The 19,846-nt window shown below is 52.5% G+C and carries 14 protein-coding genes; 8 read left to right on the top strand and 6 right to left on the bottom strand.

What is annotated here, in order from left to right:
- The first annotated feature begins 14 nt into the window (after positions 1-14).
- Genes HV127_RS10155 through HV127_RS10145 form a run of 3 tightly spaced genes read left to right on the top strand, consistent with a single transcriptional unit; the run spans position 15 to position 2,257 of the window.
- Complete coding sequence (locus HV127_RS10155) at positions 15-947, top strand: hypothetical protein (protein WP_182235796.1); 933 nt, start codon at positions 15-17, stop codon at positions 945-947.
- A gap of 3 nt (positions 948-950) precedes the next feature.
- Positions 951-1,592 carry a hypothetical protein gene (locus HV127_RS10150; RefSeq protein ID WP_182235794.1) on the top strand — a complete coding sequence of 214 codons (642 nt, stop codon included), beginning with the start codon at positions 951-953 and terminating at the stop codon, positions 1,590-1,592.
- Between the two features lie 14 nt (positions 1,593-1,606).
- Positions 1,607-2,257 (top strand): hypothetical protein, encoded by a 651-nt coding sequence (locus tag HV127_RS10145; RefSeq protein WP_182235792.1) that lies wholly within the window; start codon positions 1,607-1,609, stop codon positions 2,255-2,257.
- 199 nt (positions 2,258-2,456) lie between these two features.
- On the opposite strand, the gene HV127_RS10140 is transcribed toward HV127_RS10145, so the two are convergent.
- Genes HV127_RS10140 through tamA form a run of 3 tightly spaced genes read right to left on the bottom strand, consistent with a single transcriptional unit; the run spans position 2,457 to position 8,310 of the window.
- Positions 2,457-2,801, bottom strand: a complete 345-nt coding sequence (locus tag HV127_RS10140; protein WP_004098039.1) for a gamma-glutamylcyclotransferase — start codon at positions 2,799-2,801, stop codon at positions 2,457-2,459.
- Positions 2,802-2,803: 2 nt separating this feature from the next.
- Positions 2,804-6,580, bottom strand: a complete 3,777-nt coding sequence (tamB, locus tag HV127_RS10135) for an autotransporter assembly complex protein TamB (protein ID WP_182235790.1) — start codon at positions 6,578-6,580, stop codon at positions 2,804-2,806.
- A complete protein-coding gene (gene tamA, locus HV127_RS10130) occupies positions 6,577-8,310 on the bottom strand; it encodes an autotransporter assembly complex protein TamA (RefSeq protein ID WP_139540975.1) in 1,734 nt (577 codons plus the stop codon). The genes tamB and tamA overlap by 4 nt, the downstream gene beginning before the upstream one ends.
- 218 nt (positions 8,311-8,528) lie before the next feature.
- Here tamA and msrA point away from each other — a divergent pair, with 218 nt between their 5' ends.
- From msrA to araC, 5 genes are all read left to right on the top strand, one after another.
- Positions 8,529-9,167: a peptide-methionine (S)-S-oxide reductase MsrA gene (msrA, locus tag HV127_RS10125; protein ID WP_182235779.1), complete on the top strand. Its 639-nt coding sequence runs from the start codon at positions 8,529-8,531 to the stop codon at positions 9,165-9,167.
- A 179-nt stretch (positions 9,168-9,346) separates the two neighbouring features.
- Positions 9,347-10,690: a hemolysin family protein gene (locus HV127_RS10120; protein WP_110274423.1), complete on the top strand. Its 1,344-nt coding sequence runs from the start codon at positions 9,347-9,349 to the stop codon at positions 10,688-10,690.
- 470 nt (positions 10,691-11,160) lie between these two features.
- Complete coding sequence (locus HV127_RS10115; protein ID WP_182235777.1) at positions 11,161-12,393, top strand: oligosaccharide MFS transporter; 1,233 nt, start codon at positions 11,161-11,163, stop codon at positions 12,391-12,393.
- 18 nt (positions 12,394-12,411) lie between these two features.
- Positions 12,412-14,421 carry an alpha-amylase family protein gene (locus tag HV127_RS10110; protein ID WP_182235775.1) on the top strand — a complete coding sequence of 670 codons (2,010 nt, stop codon included), beginning with the start codon at positions 12,412-12,414 and terminating at the stop codon, positions 14,419-14,421.
- Positions 14,422-14,450: 29 nt separating this feature from the next.
- The gene (gene araC, locus HV127_RS10105) at positions 14,451-15,323 is read left to right on the top strand and encodes an arabinose operon transcriptional regulator AraC (protein ID WP_182235773.1); all 873 of its coding nucleotides are present in this window, start codon (positions 14,451-14,453) and stop codon (positions 15,321-15,323) included.
- A gap of 57 nt (positions 15,324-15,380) precedes the next feature.
- Here the strand turns inward: araC and HV127_RS10100 are convergent, their stop codons facing one another.
- Genes HV127_RS10100 through HV127_RS10090 form a run of 3 tightly spaced genes read right to left on the bottom strand, consistent with a single transcriptional unit; the run spans position 15,381 to position 19,803 of the window.
- Positions 15,381-16,508, bottom strand: a complete 1,128-nt coding sequence (locus HV127_RS10100; RefSeq protein ID WP_182235771.1) for a fimbrial protein — start codon at positions 16,506-16,508, stop codon at positions 15,381-15,383.
- A complete protein-coding gene (locus tag HV127_RS10095) occupies positions 16,505-19,039 on the bottom strand; it encodes a fimbria/pilus outer membrane usher protein (RefSeq protein WP_228727457.1) in 2,535 nt (844 codons plus the stop codon). Before HV127_RS10095 ends, HV127_RS10100 begins: the two co-directional genes overlap by 4 nt.
- A 38-nt stretch (positions 19,040-19,077) precedes the next feature.
- Positions 19,078-19,803: a fimbria/pilus periplasmic chaperone gene (locus HV127_RS10090; RefSeq protein WP_182235767.1), complete on the bottom strand. Its 726-nt coding sequence runs from the start codon at positions 19,801-19,803 to the stop codon at positions 19,078-19,080.
- Between the last annotated feature and the right edge of the window lie 43 nt (positions 19,804-19,846).

The following is a 19,846-nucleotide window of genomic DNA, read 5'->3' as shown; positions in this document are numbered from 1 at the left end:
CAAAAGGAGACTTCATGGCTCAGAGAACAATAGCTATAACACTGCCGGTATTTATTGCCCTGATGCTATTACCGGGACATGCCAGCGCCGGGGCGTCCTTAACACAGGATGAATTAAAGAAAATAAGCCGGGAAGATGATGATTTCGACGATCGCACAGAAAAGACCATTATCGCCGGACCCGCAACAATTTCATTAAATGGGATTGCTGTACTAAATTTACCAGAAAATTATATTTATGCTGAAGAGATAAAAACCTACGGCAATCCGCTGAAAAATACCTCAGAATTCAGATGCCCCAGATATATATCACCGCGTAATAGCAGCAAGAACAGGTTATGTATAAAAATTGCCAACGTCGGTTATTTAAGACTATCGGATGATCTTTCTCTTTTGAAAGAAAGGGCTGAACAGCTACAGCTGCGAATTCCACCGAAGCATACCTGGTCCTTTCCTGAAACAATCGATTTTAACTGGCTACAGTTGCCTGATTACAATAAACAAAATCATACCTTGTCCTGGGCGTATCGCTATGTGTACGACAACAAAACTAAAACGTATGAACGCCCGGAAAGCTTCACCGATCAAGAGATAAGCGCGGTCATGTTTGGCCAGCGGCACATCATCTGGCTAACCAATGGCGATTATTATGGCGCAGAAAAATTCCAGCCGCAGCTAGCCGATTGGGTGAGCAGAATAACCTTTAATAGCGCTTACCAGTATCAGGAAAATCAGGTTCCTGCCTGCGGCGATCTACCACCAGGCGACAGCGCGCTGGAAGGTCTCGCATACGACTACTCTGCCGATCCTAAACGTTGTTTCCCTTATCCGATGGAGTATTTAATTAATGGTTTGCCTGAGTATACCGATGGCAATAAGAACATTTATGATTTTATTTCCCGGACACGAATGGCAAGAAAAGCCGTATGGATTAAACGGAGCTACTAATATATGGATATTAAAAAATTACGCTTTTGTGGTCTGACATTCGCCCTGTTTCTCACCGGCTGTGATAACAGAGAGCAGCAAACCACCTATCCGGTTACACAGCTGAACGACCAGCAGTGGCTCCCGGAAATTCAGAAACGTTTTGATATCGCTAACCGCTACGCCAATCAGGCGGTATGTATGATTACCCGAGAAAGGCTGCAAGCGGAGTTCACCTCCTGGTATCGACCGACTGCTGGAGTCCCGTGGTTTATTCAACAGGGCCTGGTTGAGGAGAAAATTGAGATTGAGGCAGGTAAATATACCAACTACTACTACCGGCTCACGGATAAAGGTGCCTCCAGTAGCCCAAGTTGGCCCTATAGCGAGAGAACCGGCCTGTGCTTCGGTAATGTGCAAGTGGAAAAAATTAGCCAGATAAGTCCATCAAATGACCAGAGAGCCGTCACAGTCGATTTCATTTACCATATCGCTGCCGTTCCTGACTGGGCGCAAGAATTAATGCCACAGTTTTTTCCGCAGATGAAAGAAGGCAAAATCACTGGCAGCGCCCGATTCGATATGGCGGATAAAACGCATCTACGCAGTCTGTCCGGTATCGGCAATTATTACGTTGGTGAAGACAAGTTATTCAATGTGAATTGATAAGGATCTTACCTGTGCTATGGAAGAAAACGCTCTGCGGGTTATTTATCTTCACGTTATTCGGCTGCGACGATCGGGATTATCTGGCGGATATCAACACGCAGTTGATAACCTGGACCGACAAAGCGCACTGCTTCGGGATTCGTAAGCCGGGGATTTCCTTTCCCTGGGATATCAGGCAGCCGGAAAGTCAAAGTGCCGATAGCATAAAAACCCAGCAGACGCTGGAGATTCTTGTCACTTTGGGGCTGCTCGCCACGCAAACCCTCGCCTATGAAAATAATAAAACGTTGACGATTAACCGCTATATCCTCACGGCTGAAGGGCGTAAATACTGGCGGAAACAAACGTCCTCATTCTGCTTCGGTTCGATAAAAGCCCTAAAAACCACCGGGACCGAAGATGTGAAGGCCTGGTTTGCCGGGGGACCAGGAAGTAAAGGCAAAAAGATCGACTATGACTACCAAATTGAAAATGTCCCCGCCTGGGCTCAGAAGGATATTTTTGAACAGATGTATGACATTCAACCGCTTTACTACAGTGGTCATACGCATTCAGCCACTGCCATTTATGATAAAGAAAGCGCCAGATACCTTACCCTGCGGCATACCGGTTTAGCTGAGATCGGCTATCCACACATGTTCTGGCCGAAAAATCAGGAATAGCTAATTTGCCGCATTTCCCGGGTGGCGGCTTACGCCTTACCCGGGCTACAGGTTTCCAGCCGTCTGCGGGCCGGTAGCCCGGACAAGGCGCGCTGAGCGCCGCCTCCGGGGAACTAAGCGCTACGCTAAGCCGGGCGGCAAAAACCAGCCGGGGCTAACCCGCAAAAAACAACGCCACCCGAAGGTGGCGTTATCGTTATTAATACTGGTCTTTATCCAACCAGTTGCCGCTTTCTATCAGCGTGAAGCCCTCGACAGGGCGCTGATAGACGTACATCCAGGCGCTACCATAGGGCGTCTGGATCAGGTGACGAGCATACTCGCCGCCTTTGGTACGCAGCGCATCTAATTCGGCCAGCGTCGATGCGTCAATACGATAAACCTCACCATGTACCGTGCCATCTCCGGGCACCGCGCCTGGATAGTGGCCCAGGCTATACAATTGATAATCGTTGACACTATGATCGCCCAGCCACTGAGCGTTGGTCATCCAGTGGCTGTTGCCTTGCTTGCGTCGTAAACTGCCGTAAACAAATATTCGCATTGCTAAAACTCAAACTGATAGAGCACATCGAGAGCCTGATCTACGCCAGACACGGCTTCCATATATAGCTTAGGCATCAGACGATAGCGTAACGTCAGCGTCGCCAGGGAGTCAAAAATCCCGACCCCATATTTTACCTGCAGACCCGGCAATACATAGCCGCTAACTACCACCTGGGAGGAGTCGCCCACTCCCTCGGTATCCAGCGCCAAATTGCTTACGCCAAACGTCTCACCGATTTTACCCACAACCTGACCACTTTGTGCAACCCCCATACCAATAAGCATTGAGGTCATGGCCGCACTATCGCTCTGTCCGCTGCTTAAACCCTGCCCTCGCAGCAGGTAAGAAAGCGCTTCTTGCTGCGACATCACCGGGTCGGAGAAGATCTCCGCCTTCGGCTGATCGGCTGAGCCCGTTACGCGAACCCCGGCGATCACGTCGTCTTCTGTGGCATCTGGGTTGCGAATAGCTTCGATATTCAACAATGGCTGATCCGGTGGGCCGGAGAACAGCAGCTCGCCTTTACGCACAATAAGATCCTGACCATAGGCATGGAAGCGACCTTCCGGGATGTTAATCTGCCCGTTCAGCCCCAGCCCCTGTTTATCCTGAGCCACTTTCAAATCGCCAGTCAAACGCGCTTTCAGGCCAAAGGCGTCGAGACGAACGTTGTTGCCAACGTGAATCGTCAGGTTACTGTTGATAGGGATACCGGCGCTCTGCTGCTTGATAGGCTGCAGATTTTTATCCAGCATCACTTCATCAGAAGAGACGCCAACGGCACTTTCCGGCACTTCGTTAACAACGATACGCGCCCATGGAACATCGACGTTGCCGTCAAGGCTAAACAGGCTTGGCGTGGCGGTAAAGACCACGTCCGGCGACACATCAAGGCGTACCATCGGCGGCACGGTTATCCGCACCCGGCTGCCCTTCGCCGCAATTTGCGCACGCCAGTTATCAATCTGCGTCCAGTCGGCGTTACCGCTCAGGGCAATCTGCCCCTGGCCAGTATTCACTGTCCCCTGTAACGTCGAGCGCGTACCGGTAAAGTTCATCGCCAGCTGGCTCGGGCGCATATCAAACGGCATAAAGTTGCCTTCAACATCGACGCCGTTGAGCTGCATCTGGCCGAACAGCTGCGGACTCTGAAGGTTGCCGCCAAGAGTGAGACGCGCGTTGAGCTTCCCTTCAGCCTTCTCACCGCGCGAGAAGATGGGGTTAATCATCGCCAGCGAGAAGTTGTTGATATTGACGTTACCGCCGAGATTACGTCTGCCCTGTGGATCGGTGATCTGCACCTGTCCATCCAGTTGACCGTTATTGGTCAGGCGAATCAGCCAGCCCAGTTGAGCACGGTTATTGTGCAGATCGGCCGTGAGGTTCAGGGTATCGAACGCCACCGGCAACGGCGCATCGTTAATCGTCTGAGTCACCTTCACGTTACGCCCGTTCAGCGTCACTTTGCCCTGCGGCAGCCCCTCTTTGGTGGTGTCCCAGCTCACGTCAGCGTTACCGCTAAACACGCCGCTGGCTTGCGTCGCTTCCGGCATAAACGGCTTCAGCATCGCAAGGTCGAAACGATTGAGATTCACCACTGCGTGTCCGCTGGCCCCGGCGTCGATAGTCTGCGGTACGCACAGTTCAGCGTTCGGGTTGGTCCAGCAGTGTGGTCCGATACTGATTTTCTGCTCGAGGTTACGGTAATCCAGCGCAATATCACGCGTCAGCGCAATCGGCCCGACCGGCGTCTGGAAGCGGGTATTGCTTAGCGTCCCTTTCCAGCGTTCCTCTTTACGGTCAAAACTCCCCGCCAGCGACAGCTGTCCTGATACCGGGTCACCCTGCACTCTCAGCTGCAGGTCATGTTGCTTCTCGTTACCCTTGGCATTGAGCTGCACCAGGCTGATATTGACGCCCGGCTGGCTAATGCGGTCTACGCGCACGTCAAGGGTGCCGCCAATTTGGTCGGTTGATTTAACGTCGCCCTTCACGTTCACCTGAGCAACAGACAGCTCCTGCCAGCGCAGCGCACGGGCGGTGATATCCGCCAGCAGCTGCGGCGCGTCGACGGTGCCGCGCACTTTCACCAGCCCCTTCGCCGTGCCGCCGAGGCCCGGTAGCGCGTTGTCGAGATGCGGGGCATCAATGGTGGCGTCGAGGTTAAGGTCTTTGACCCCCAGCTCGCCTTTCACGTCGGCGCTATTAGGGCCTAGCGCCAGATGCAGACCGGGGATTTTCCACTGCATATAGCTGTTGCCCTGCAGCGAGCCACTCACGTCAACTTTATTCTGTTTCACGTTACCGGTGATTTTCAGCTCCGGTACCGACATCTGCCAGCTACCACCGTACAGGCTGCCCTGAGTCTTAATCAGACCGTTGAGCTTCGACGGCCAGTCTGGCACCTCTTTGGCGGTATTGATGCCGTCAAGGGTCAGCTCGCCGCGCCAGCTGATTGCCTGCTGCCAGTCGAGCAGCGCTTTCAGCTCGGTTTTCCCTTCCAGCGCGGCGACGGTCAGCTTATCGAGATTGACCTGCTGCTCATTGCCCTTCGCGTTCAGGTTAATCTTCGCCGGAGGCAGGGATTTCCCTTTCACCGCAGTGCTGAAGGCCAGGGTGTAGTCGGTCATCTTGCCGTTAAATTTCAGCAGCACATCGTCAGCCTGGAACTCTTTCTCGCCGGTAAACGGCCAGTAGAGCTGCTTGCTTTTCACTTCCATATCCAGCGGCAGCCCAGCTTCTGCCAGTTGCGCTTCGGCGCGTAGCGTCATCGCCACGGAACCGGCTAAATCCACGCCGACCGTCAGCTTTTTACGTACTTCGCCGCCGACTTTCAGCTGTACCTTCTCGCCCTTGAGCGGGTCGATGTTCAGCGTACTGTTGAGGGTGATATCAACCGGCCAGTTGTCCTGCAGCTGAGCGCTACCGGAAGCGGTAACTTTCCCCTGGTCAGAGTCCACGTCCAGCGCGTCCAGCTTCATCTGCCCATCAATGCTGCTCACTTTAAGCAGCAGATTGTAGATGGTCATATCGGTATCGCCGGTCAGGCGCAGCTGTTCGCCGCGGAACTCCTGGATATTGAGATTCAGCGGCAGATGGACGTCGGTCATTTCCGGCAGCACCGGCTTCGAGAAGAGGTCTTTCATCGTCTCGCCGAGCGGCTTTTCTTGCGGCTGCGGGTTGTCAATTTTCGGCTCGACCACCTGCTCCTGGGCCACCTTCGCCACCTTCGGCAGCGCGATCAGCAGCCCTTGCAGGGAGGTCGGCGTCAGGGTCAGGTTTTTCTCCTGCCAGTTCAGACCGGTGGAAAAGTCGCGCAGCGAAACCGCGGTATCGTCGATTTTCACGTTGACGTTATGCAGCGCCACTCGGCTCAGGGTAATCGGATACGGGGTAGAAAGATTTAGCGGCCCGCTATCTTCTTCCTCAACCGGCGCCGCTGGCGGCATCTTACTGGTATCGATCGCCACGTAGATATCGCGCAGCGAGATATCGTTAACGCATAGGCTGCTGTCCCAGAGGCAGCGCAGCTTGACGCCAAGGTGAAACTGACCGGCGGTAACCGCCACGCCCGGCTGTTCAAAGCGTACGTTCTCCAGCGTCAGGTCGCGCCAGCCGCCGGTGGCTTTGCCGATATCCAGCCCCGGAACCCAGCGGTCGGCGGCTTTAATCACCAGATGCAAGCCGGTGGTGGTGCCGACCAGAAATCCAACCGTCCCCAGCAGCAGCACCAGAAAGATCAGTACGCCGAGGCTTATCTTCTTCCATAAACTCATAGTTCAGGCCCCAGACCGATGTAAAACTGTAAACCGTGCTCTTCTTTGTCGCCTATCGGCCTGGCGATATCCAGCTTGATCGGCCCGACCGGTGACTGCCAGCGAACGCCAAGACCCGCGCCGGTTTTGAAATCACTCTTACGGATATCGCTCACCGCTTCGCCGCTATCGACGAACACCGCCCCCCACCACTTGCCGGTCACGTTGTACTGATATTCCAGCGAGCCGGTAGCCAGCTTCGAGGCCCCCATCAGCTTGCCATCATCGTCTTTAGGCGAGATAGATTTGTATTTATACCCACGAATGCTGCGGTCGCCACCGGCGAAGAAACGCAGGTCTGGCGGGACCTTGCTGAAGTTATCGGCTTCAATCCAGCCGAGGTTACCGCGCACCACGAAGCGGTGGCGATCGTAGAGGGTACGGATCCAGACGTCCTGCGCCTGCATCACGATAAAGTTAATGTCCGAGCCCCACATGGTGTTGGAGTAATCCACCGAGTAGCGCTGCGAATCACCCCAGGTCGGCATCAAGCCGCCGCGCGAGCGGGTCCGGTTTACCGACACGCCGGGGTAGATCAGCATGGTGGTGTTGGTGACGTTGGCTTGGGTAAAGTGGTCAAGGCTCCAGCGCAGGTTCAGCGCGCGCTGCCAGCCGCTCGACATCTCCCAGTAGCGCGATACCGCCAGGGTTGTGGAATCGGCTTTGGTGTCGTTGAGATCCGTACGCTTGAAGCCGCCCTGCATCAGGTAGTACTGCTCAAGCGGGCTTTTTAACAGCGGGACTTTGTAGCTGAAATCGAGCTGCTGTTCAGGGGCGGAAACGCTGAGGCTGGAGGTCAGGCTATGACCGTAGGAGTTCATCCACGGCTTTTTCCACGTCCCTTTGACGCGCGGTCCGACGTCGGTGGAATAGCCGACGCCGGTTTCAACGGTATTCTCTTTACGTGGGGAGACCACGCCTTGTAAAGGCAGAACTTTGGTCTGACGGGACTTTTCAAACTGCGGTGCCACAACGACAGAACTAAACCAGCCGGTTGCCGCCAGGCGGCGGTTGAGTTCGGCTAAATCCTGCGAGGTGTAGTAGTCGCCCTGCTTAAACGGCACCAGGTTTTGCAGGTATTCATCGCGAATCTGCGAACCTTCAAAGGTCACGGGGCCAAAACGGTAGCGTTCGCCGCTGTTGTAGTCGATATCCCAGAAGGCCTGATGTCTGTCGAGAGAGACGCCGAGCTGGCTTTTATTAAACTCGCTATCAAAGTAGCCTTTACGCAGCGCAACGCGGGTCAGGGAGCTTTTGAAGCCATCATAGTCGCTGTGATTCAGCACGGTGCCGATAGCCGGGCGCGTTTTGAGCAGATCCAGATAGTCGCTGTCGGTTCGGGCCCCGCCGCGCAGAATAACCTCAGTGCCGCCAATACGTACAGGCTCACCGGGCGTGACCTTGGCAATCAGCACCTGACGGCCTTTCGCCGGCGGCGGACGTAAATCAAAATCGATCGTTGGTTCGTAGTAGCCCAGCGCTTTCAGGCCTTCGCGGATGGCGTCATCAACGCGCGCACGGAAGCGCCGGTCCGGCGTCACTTCATCGCTCTGGATCGTGGATAGTTGGGCGCGGACGTTTTTTTCCAGTTCCCCGGATAACCCCTCAACCTGCAAACGCACGCTCGCTGCGCTGGCGACCCCGCTGACCAGCAAAAGGCTGGTGATACATAACTGGCGGATTTGTAGCACGTTTTCTCCTGAATATCCTTGTTTCCCCCCGAAGGAAACGAAAGTGCCGCTCCACGGCTTAACAAAACCCTAACAACTAAGGGTTGAAAAAGTGACGATTGCCCAAATTATTCTTATGGTTAAATCTAGACGTATTGAGCGTGTCTATTGTGTTAAAAGACACGCTTCGTTACAACCTTAACCACATAAACCACATTTTCTGTTTTGAGAGGCCAACCGTGAGTCTATTTGATAAAACGCATCTTGTCGCCCAAGCGGATGCGCTGCCGGGGCGCAACACGCCAATGCCGGTAGCCACACTCCACGCCGTTAATGGCCACTCGATGACCAACGTTCCGGCTGGAATGGAAGTCGCACTATTTGCCATGGGCTGTTTCTGGGGCGTCGAACGCCTGTTCTGGCAGTTGCCTGGAGTTTACAGCACCGCTGCTGGATACACTGGCGGCTATACGCCAAACCCAACCTATCGCGAAGTGTGCAGCGGCGATACCGGTCATGCCGAAGCCGTGCGCGTGGTCTACGATCCGCAGGTCATCAGCTATGATCAGCTGCTACAGGTATTCTGGGAAAATCACGACCCGGCACAGGGGATGCAGCAGGGTAACGACCACGGTACGCAATATCGCTCCGCGATTTATCCGTTAACCCCGGAGCAGAGTGAAGCGGCGAAGGCCAGCCTGGCGCGTTTTCAGGCGGCAATGAATGAAGCGAACGACACTCGCGCGATCACCACCGAAATCGCCACAGCGAAACCGTTCTATTATGCGGAAGATGACCACCAGCAGTATCTGCATAAGAACCCGTATGGATACTGCGGTATCGGCGGGATTGGCGTTTGTTTGCCGCCGCAGGCCTGATTTCACCGATCGGCAGGCCGCCGGATTGAATAATTAACGCTCTGGCGGCTTTACAGTACCTTACGCTATACTACCCCGTGTTATCGCCGGTCCAGAGCCTTCGGACCGGTTTTTTGTGAATTCCACTTAGCGTTATCCACTTCCCTTCCGAGGATCTGATCTCAACGGTCAGATAAGATATGTTAAACAGTATTTTAGTAATACTTTGTCTGATAGCCGTCAGTGCGTTCTTTTCGATATCGGAAATTTCGCTGGCCGCGTCACGTAAAATCAAACTCAAACTGCTGGCCGATGATGGCAACGTCAACGCTCAACGCGTGCTCAAAATGCAGGAAAACCCCGGTATGTTCTTCACCGTGGTGCAAATCGGCCTTAACGCGGTAGCAATTCTTGGCGGTATCGTCGGTGACGCTGCATTTTCACCGGCTTTTCACGGCCTGCTGAGCCGCTATTTGTCACCGGAGCTCTCCGAGCAGTTAAGCTTTATCATCTCCTTTACCCTGGTCACCAGCCTGTTCATCCTGTTTGCTGACCTGACTCCGAAACGCATCGGTATGATTGCGCCCGAAGCCGTCGCTTTGCGCATCATCAACCCGATGCGCTTCTGCCTGTTTATCTTCCGCCCGCTGGTGTGGTTGTTTAACGGCATGGCCAATAACATCTTCCGCATCTTCAAAATTCCGATGGTGCGTAAAGATGACATTACCTCCGATGATGTCTACGCGGTGTTTGAAGCCGGGGCGCTGGCCGGGGTGCTGCGTAAGCAGGAACATGAGCTGATTGAGAACGTGTTCGAGCTGGAATCACGCACCGTGCCTTCATCAATGACCTCGCGTGAAAACGTCATCTGGTTCGATCTGCACGAAGATGAACAGAGCCTGAAGAATAAGGTGGCGGAACATCCGCACTCCAAATTCCTGGTCTGTAATGAAGATATCGACCACATCATCGGTTACGTTGACTCCAAAGACCTGCTGAACCGCGTGCTGGCGAACCAGAGCCTGGTGCTGACCGGCGGCGTGCAAATTCGCAATACGCTGATTGTTCCGGATACCCTGACGCTGTCTGAAGCGCTGGAAAGCTTCAAAACCGCCGGTGAAGACTTCGCGGTGATCATGAACGAATATGCGCTGGTGGTCGGGATTATCACCCTCAACGACGTGATGACCACCCTGATGGGCGACCTGGTTGGTCAGGGGCTGGAAGAGCAGATCGTCGCGCGCGATGAAAACTCCTGGCTGATTGACGGTGGCACGCCAATTGACGACGTGATGCGGGTGCTGGATATCGATGATTTCCCGCAGTCCGGCAATTACGAGACCATTGGCGGCTTTATGATGTTTATGCTGCGGAAAATCCCCAAACGCACCGATGCGGTGAAATTCTCCGGCTATAAGTTCGAAGTGGTGGATATCGACAACTATCGCATCGACCAGCTGCTGGTGACCCGAATCGACAATAAACCGACGGTGCTGGTACCTAAACTGCCGGATGCCGCGGATAAAGAAAAAGAGTCGGCGTAATTTTTTCTCGAACACAATCGTGCTCGCGGTTCCTGCCGGGCGGCGGCTAACGCCTTGCCCGGCCTACAAAACCCACACTATCAACGAATTCCACATTTGTCGTAGGCCCGGTAAGGCGCTAGCCGCCACCGGGCGATTCCAGAGAAGTGCACTTTACTAATAAACTGAGGTGGATTAAAAATCCGCCTTTTTTATTGCCCGAATGTGAAGCGGCTCACGCCTCACTGGCGATAGCAGATTTTTACTGCTCCATAGCGAAACTTTCATGACTCCCCCTTACGCAAAAAGGTAACTTTGCTCGCGACTATACCCAAAATAATTCGAGTTGCAGGAAGGCGGCGACGCAGTGAATCCCCAGGAGCTTACTCTAGTAAGTGACTGGGGTGAGCGAGGAAAGCCAACGCACAAGCAACTTGAAGTATGAAGGGTATATACGATCATATTCCTGCATAAAGGAAGCGAGGGTTACCATGATAGAATCAAATAAAAATTACTATATAAGCTGTCTATTTTTCCTGTTCTTCTTTATTGGCTGGGGATGCTGTTACCCCTATTTATCTCTGTGGCTGACGGAGACTATCGGTATTAATTACACCGATGTGGGTCTGGTTTATTCCTTCACTGCGATTATTGCCGTTTGCGTTCAGCCATTATTCGGATTTGTCTCTGATAAATTAGTTTACCGTAAGAATCTGATGTGGATGCTGGCGATAATTATTACCTTATTCGCGCCCTACTGGATTTACATCTTCGCCCCTCTATTAAAAATTAACGTCTTTCTCGGCGCGCTGGCAGGCGGCATCTATATTGGTCTGGCCTATGGTGCAGGCTGCGGTATTTGCGAAGCCTATATTGATAAGGTTAGCCGCGCTTCCGGGTTTGAGTTCGGCCGCGCCAGAATGTTTGGCGGCATTGGCGCCGCTATCGGCACCTTTGCGGCAGGTAAGCTCTATGGGATCGACCAGAATATGATTTTTTGGCTGGCCAGCTGTGCCGGGGTTTGCCTGCTGGTGATTGTCTGGAAAATGCAGATTGATACTCGTAAGCAAGGTGCAATGCAGCCTGGCAAGGCTTCACCGGTCACCTTAAGCGATGCCACATCGCTGCTGAAAATGAAGAAATTCTGGTTCTTCGCCATTTATATGGTTGGCGTTGGCGCGGTATATGAAACCTACGATCAGCAGTTCGCCATCTATTACAGCCACTTCTTTGAGAGCAAAGCACGCGGTGCAGAGGTTTTCGGCTATTTAACCACCGGTCAGATTTTCCTTGATGCCATCGTGATGTTCTTCGCTCCGTGGTTCGTCAATAAAATTGGCCCGAAAAACGCCCTGCTGTACTGCGGCATGATTATGAGTCTGCGCATTATCGGCTCCGCCTGGGCTGTCGGCCCGGTCTCCATCAGCCTGATTAAACTACTCCACGGTTTCGAAAGTTCAGTCCTGCTTGTTGCGGCATTAAAATATATTTTTGCCAATTTCAACCCACTGCTTTCCGCCACCGTTTATTTAATCGGCTTCCAGTTTTCTAAAAGCTTTAGTTCTATTTTCCTTTCTACCGGCATCGGTCATATGTACCAGAGCATGGGCTTTACCAGCAGCTACATCGTTCTCGGCGGTATCGCGCTGTGCTTTACGCTGATTTCGTTTATTACTCTCGACAAAGCCCGAACTTTTGTTCCACAGCCGGTCCCCGCGCATTAATTTAAGGAGGTAAATTTTATGTCTGCTTTATATTATGGTGTTGCTTATTACGATGAATATATGCCAGAAGATCGGCTGGCGAAAGATATCGCCTTAATGCAAGAAACGGGCATTAACGTAGTACGTATTGCCGAGTCCACCTGGAGCACCCTTGAGCCGCAAGAAGGAGTGTTCAACTTCTACCATATCGACCGGGTACTGGACGCCATGCACGAAGCCGGGATCGCGGTAATTATCGGCACGCCGACCTACGCCGTCCCGACCTGGCTGGTGGCGAAACACCCGGACATTCTGGTCACTACTGTGGACGGGCAGCAAAAATATGGCCCACGACAGATCATGGATATCGTTAACCCGACCTTTCGTCGCTATGCCGAAAAAATTATCCGTACCCTGATGGCCCACGTGCAGCACCATCCGGCGATTATTGGCTGGCAGTTGGATAACGAAACCAAGCATTACGATAATATTGGCCGCTATATGCAGGAAGGCTTTGTGCGCAGCCTGCAAGAGCAATATCCCGATCTGGCGCAGTTGAATAAAGACTTCGGTCTGGATTACTGGAGCAACCGCATCGATAGCTGGCAGGATTTTCCGCCGGTCGAAAATACCATTAACGCCAGCCTCGCCTGCGCGTTCTCCCGCTACCAGCGCCAGCAGGTGACGGAATATCTGGCCTGGCAGGCGGAGATCGTGCGCGAATATGCGCAGCCGCAGCAGTTTGTCACCCATAACTTCGATTTTGAATGGCGCGGTTACTCCTATGGCGTACAGCCGCGAGTCGATCACTTCGCGGCTGCACAGGCGCTGGATATTGCCGGTGTCGATATCTATCACCCGAGCCAAAAGCACCTGACCGGGCGGGAAATCGCCTTCGGCGGCGCCATCACCCGTTCGCTAAAGCAGGGCCGGAACTACTTCGTACTGGAGACCCAGGCACAGGGCTTCGCCCAATGGACACCCTACCCCGGTCAGCTACGTCTACAGGCTTTTAGCCACGTGGCATCCGGTGCGGCGATGGTTTCCTACTGGCACTGGCATTCAATTCATAACTCATTCGAGACCTACTGGAAGGGGTTGCTAAGCCATGACTTCTCGCGCAACGCGACCTGGCAGGAAGCCACCACTATCGGCGCGGACTTCGCCCGTCTGTCGCCACAGTTGGCGGATCTGCGGGCAGAAAACGACGTCGCGCTGCTGGTAAGCAATGAGGCGATGGACGCCCTAAACCAGTTCCGCCCCGGCGACGCGCAGGGCAATATTTACAACGATATTTTTCGCCGTTTCCATGATGCGCTGTACGACCACAATATCAGCGTCGATATCATCCACGACGTCAACGAAGAGACCTCGCGCTATCGCACGCTGGTTATCCCCGGGTTATACGCCGCCGACGATGGCCTGCTGGAGCGGATCAACCGCTATATTGAACAGGGCGGCAGAGCGCTTATCGGCTTTAAATCAGGCTTTAGCGATGAAAACGTGAAGGTGCGCAGCAGCACGCAGCCGGGGATTTTGCACCGGGCCTGCGGTGTGAGCTACAGTCAGTTCACCCTGCCGGAGGAGACCACGGTGGCCTCATGCAGCGCAGCGATCGATTGCAGCAAGGATAACCAGGCCGAGCTATGGATGGAGCTGCTGACGCCGGATTCCGGCACCTGCACGTTATTACGTTATCAGCATCCGGCGTGGGGCGAATATGCTGCCGCCACCGAGGCGGCTTACGGTCAGGGTCACGCGATTTACGTAGGCTTTCTGCCGCAGAAGACATTGATTAGCCAGCAGTTTGACGCCCTGACCGCTGGTCTGGATCTGCACTCGCGCACGTCTGAATATCGCTATCCGCTGGTGGTCAAAAAAATGCGCAATCGCAATGGCAACAGCATCCACTTCTTGTTCAACTACTCCGGCGAGCCGCTGGAGTTTATCAGCGAAACGGCAGGCAAAGCGTTATTGAGCGGGGATGAAGTGCGCTGCGACCAGCCGTTGCGTCTCAAGGCATGGGAATTTAGTATCATCGAAAGTTAATCAAGCAGCGGCGCTCAGGCGGGGGAAATATGGAGCTGGATATCAACGAGTTACTCAATTTCTCACCCTTGATGAAGACCTTTACCTTCAACGCCTGGGTTGTCGCAGGCTTTACCCCGATTACCCGTGGGTCAAAGCTGGATTACTACATTAACCGCCCGCAGGGAATGAAAGGCTATATCATCAATCTAACCTTGCGTGGGCAGGCGCGCGCCAAAGCGGGCGACGGCTCCCTTCTGTTCCGTGAAAACGATCTTTTGCTGTTCCCGCCCGGCGTGGCTCACCATTATGGGCGGGACGAACACAGCGAGTACTGGGATCATTTATGGATCTACTTTATCCCCCGGCCCTATTGGATAGACTGGCTGAAATGGGATCAATCTACCCACGGTATCGGCAAGACAACGGTTAACGATCCTGAGCAGTTGCAAAATCTGCGCGATCTTTTCTATGAGGTCATCCGTCATCACTCGGCGTCTGCCCCACTCTCAGAAGCGTTGGCGATGAACGCACTGGAGCGCCTGATCCTCAGTTGCTTCCAACTACAACCGATCAGCAACCGCCACGCTCACGATCCGCGTATTAACGCCATATGCGACTACCTTAACGAGCATATCGCGCAGGAGGTTAAGATTGAGACTCTGGCGGCGATGGTTTTTATCTCCCCGTCGCGACTGGCGCATCTGTTTAAAAATGAGCTGGGACAAACGGTATACGCCTGGCGCGAGACCCAGCGTATCAACCGCGCTAAGTGGCTGATCCAGAGTACTTCGCTGCCGCTTAATAAAATCGCGCTGTCGGTGGGTTATGGAGACCCGGTCTATTTCACGCGAATTTTCCGTAAACATAACGGCATCCCGCCGGGCGAGTACCGTAAACGCTATGCGGAAATGAAGGGATAAGCCCAGAAACATCAACGGCTCCCGTTGGGAGCCGTTTGTTTATATCGATAGAGAAAATCACATATAATCGACAATAAACGTCACCCGACCGTTGGCGATTCCAGGCATCACCTGCGACTGGGTCTGGATATAGCGAGCAGCCAGCGGGATTGCAATGATAGGGTTTCCATTACTCGGAGCCGCAAACGATTTTGCGCTATTAAAGTCAAATGTTGTTGGCGAACCAGCAGCCTTTCCCCAACCTATTTCAATGCCGAATCCGACAGCGGCTGTTTTGCCATTCGGGGCACTGATATTCAGGATACCTCGGGAAGCATCCAGAACTTCATCACTGGTCGGCTGTAAATAAACGTTGAAGATATTACCATTAGGCGTACCCGTTGGTAATGAACCTGAGCCCGTTAATCGTACAGTGCTATTACTACTGCCATATGTACCATGAAACTGCGAGCAGTTGGTCAGAATAATCGCCGCATCTTTCCACGCCGTCGTGGAGCCCACGCCGCTAAACTCCGTAAGATCGTGACGTCCCAAGTCTACGGTGACATCAGAAGCGCTACAGGTCCCTTTGACAATATTGATGGAGCCGGAAAATTTTAGCGTCCCAATGGTTAAAGGTAGCCCGGTAAAACCGGATGTTGCAGGAATATATGACCGCACAGAAGGTAATATCGCTCCGTTAACTGCCCCAGCTGAAACAGGCCCAGTCTTAATTAACCAAAGCTGGTAGGCATGACCAAAATTATTACCTGCTCCATCAGTGTAACGATAAGTTGCTTCAAGTCTGGGGAACACTGCCCCACTAATAGAGCCATAGCTAGTCGTCCCAGTAACTAATGCGCCAATCCCAGGAACGTTAGTTTGATAAACCTTGCCACCCAGCGTCCCACTAGACCATGGAGATAACGGCATTGGCGTTGAATCATATCCAACCCAGTTTTGTAATGTATAAGTGTTTGGGCTACAAATTAAACCAACGTAACCGTTAGCTATGTATACTGCGTTATACACGACCGTTCCATCCGGAGTATCGTCACCAACGGTGATAGAACTGCCATTTAGAGATACTGTGTCGGCAAAGGAATTATTCGTCCCAGTACAACTCACATCAGCAAAGCTGGCCCCTGAAAAGGCGAGCAGGGAAAGTGCGATGACCCTTATTACTCTTTTTCTGCTACCCATCATTTGGCACCTCTACTACAAATGGAATTCACGCGCACAAGGTTTTTCCCTGGACCCTCTTTAGGCTGTGGGGTGAGCAGATAGCTCACCTGGCAGCGCTGCGCCTGACCGCTTCCCCACTTCACCGTCAACGTGTCTCTTTGGTTTTCCACTCGAGCATAGATTTGCCCCATCTGGCCCACGCTGCCGATGTTATTGTTCTGACTATCAAAGACGTCTGCGCCAAACGGCACTTCCTCACCGCTATCACGCTTCGCAGTGATAAGTAACGGCGTGCCGCGACGGGTCTTAAAGACCACCCGACTTACCGCACCGGCATAAGGGGCGACCTTAGAGCTGGTATTTTCCAGTTCTACATCCTGAGAGGTCCCTTTCGGATCGATAGTGATTTCATTCATCTCGTAAGGGTTAAGATAAGGAATGGCCGCATGCCCCCATGGGTCGATGCGAACACCGGAATAACCGCCCACTTTAGCCCCCGTAGCCCCTTTCGCTTCGACAACGGCAAAGGTATTTCCGGTATAAGGCGTCACCACCACGCCATTTTGCCAGGCAATCACCGTGCCGCTCAGGCCAACGGATGTCGTCTGGTAATGTTCACCCGCGCCGTAGGTGGCAGTCATGTTAGTAAATGGCGAACGATAGCCACCGTTCATAGACATGCTGCTTCCCGTTCCCTGGTTGTAATTCATTCCCGTTACGCCATAGTTGAACTGATTGTCACTTCCCAGAGTGCTCGACACGCCAACTTGTTCGCCGGTGCGTCCGTTTGTGCTATGGCTCAGGCTGGTGTTCAGGGTGGGTACATGGCTACCGTTAATGGAGCCTAGCGGCATCGTCATATTAAACAGCCAGTTGGTTTCGGTTCCCCCGCTGCTGTTTCTGACCCGCGCAGCGCTAATGTTATAGTTGATCGTACGCCAGCTATTGCTGTAACCCATCTGATACTGCAAATCAGACTTGCCGTAGTTCCAGTAATCCTGGGTATAACCCGTGACATATACCTGGCCCCATCCTTCTGCCAGCCCTTGGTTTACAGTGATGTTAAACCGATTTTTGGGCCGCCAGATATTGTCAACTGAGCCGTCATGTTCCAGTTCGTCTCGCATCCGCATTGCCGTGCTGTAGTCGTAATAGCCGGAGGTGGAATAGCGGTAAGCCGCGATCGTCAGGTTGCTGTTAGTCTGCTGCAAAAATTTGCTGTAGCTAACGCGGTAGCTTTGCCCGGAACTGGCGGCAACTTCATCGGTATGCAAATGCACTCGTGCCTGAGTGACGTCGGCGGCAAACGCACCAATAGGGGTACTGACCGCAGCCCCGAGCATGATCCCATAGTAATCACTGCCGCTACCCTGAATGCCGCCATATCCGGTTAAACTATTTGTTAACCCTTGCTGCCAGGTCGCCATATACAAACCCGGATCGGATTGAACGGATGGGTCATTCATCTTACCGACAACAACGTCATAGCGATGAGCACCGGGCCGCAGGAGTTGAGTCACTGAGGCATAAGGAACTTTAAACGTCTGAATCGAGCCATCGGCTTCCTTGATCGTCACATCCAGATCGCCACCAAAACCCGTGGGGTACAGATCGTCAATCACAAACGCACCGGGTGTCACCGTTGTTTCATATATCACTCTGCTGTTCTGAGATATCGTCACGCGAGCGTTGGTTCGCGCAATACCGCGGATATCCGGGGCATAGCCTTGCTGCGACTGAGGTAACATCCTGTCATCACTGACTAACTCAATTCCTTTGAACGGTAACGTATCAAAAACCTGTCCACCCGTTGACGTTTCCCCTACCAGTAAGCGTCCGGTAATCCGTGGAATATCGCGCTGAACAAAATTATTGATTGATTGGTAATTGCTGCCGCTATTCTCATCCCAGTTATAGCTACCATCATGGCGAAAATACCAGGCACCAATATTGAGCCCCGCATTAATCCCGGCATAGGCTGAGTTGTTCGTTTCGCCATTGGAGTGGGTTGAGTAAGTGCTGGCATTATAACCAAAAAGAAGTGCAGGAATGCCCGCATCCCATAACTCAGGGCTAACATAGCCGCGGGCCGTATTATTCATCATGGCCTGGGGAACGCTAATATCTAAACGCTGAACTCCGGAATCATAGACAACTTTTGCCTGAGGAATAAGCTGTGATAACGGATAGCACGACATGTTTTGTTGCAACGCCGCGGTAAAAGTAGAGGGAAGTTTGCTATAGTCAAAGCTTATTTTTTTAAGTATCTCAGCGGATAAACAGGGCAGAACCTGCTTAGTCTTCTGCTCAACAAATAGTACATTCTCATGAGCGGCGGCGATGCCATTCACATAAATTTCCGTCAAATGTTTTCCCGGGGTCGCTGAAGCCCCATAAGAAAAACGGCTTAAATCAATTGTATCAACTTCCGATGTATTCAGGAACTCAGGGTCAAAGGTCACCTTCTCGGCGGTGTCATCAGCCCTGGCAACCTGAATTATGGCCGTCATAACGGCCATTGCCAGCAGAGATAAATGGAAAATATGATGCATGGCAAACATTCCTGTTCACAGTTTTATTCCGTATCAACTCAGAGAACCGCTTTAACTTTTTTTACGGCACCCCAGTCATTAATATATTCATACGAAAGATTGGCGCCGCTAACGAGGGAGGCGTTACCTTTTAATTTGAAATTTAGATGATTCATTGGCGCTACCATTTCACCCGCAACGGTAGACTTTTTACCCCCTTGATTTACAGCAATAGAAACCAGGGAGATGTAATATGGGGATGTATTCTTCGCTTGCAGTTCGTTACCCACAATTGACCACTTAATATTCTCAGCAGCATCAGACGCTTTAGCTCTATCGGCAATAGCACTTGGGCGATAGAAAAGCTTTATACGAGTGCGAAATGCCATCTGCAGACGGTTAGGCACATTCTGTTTAGCGGGAGGTATCTCCAGAACATTGAGCCAATAAACCGACTCACGATCCTCTGGCAATTGAGGAGAGGCCGTATAACTAAGGCGTAGCGTCTGGCTCTTATCGGGTTCAATTCTATTAACTGGCGGCGTCAGAATAAATGGGGCGACAATTTTTTCAGGTTTAGCTTTCACATCACCATTATCGATCCAACTTTGAACCAACACTGGTAGCGTTCCTGTATTTGATAGCTTAACCGTGACTTCCCGCTCCGTACCAGGATAAATAACTCGAGTACCATTCACAACTACGCTGGCAATACCTGAAACAGGTAATAATAAGGAAAAAATAATCCCACCGGATAGCGCTAACTGACTCAATTTTCGCAGCATAGAATCTTCCTTAGATAAAAAAGGGGGGATCCTCCCCCCTGTA

Origin of the sequence: Klebsiella sp. RHBSTW-00215 (genome assembly GCF_014103785.1) — a bacterium.
Lineage (GTDB): Bacteria > Pseudomonadota > Gammaproteobacteria > Enterobacterales > Enterobacteriaceae > Klebsiella.
This window is presented reverse-complemented; position numbering and strand designations above follow the sequence as displayed.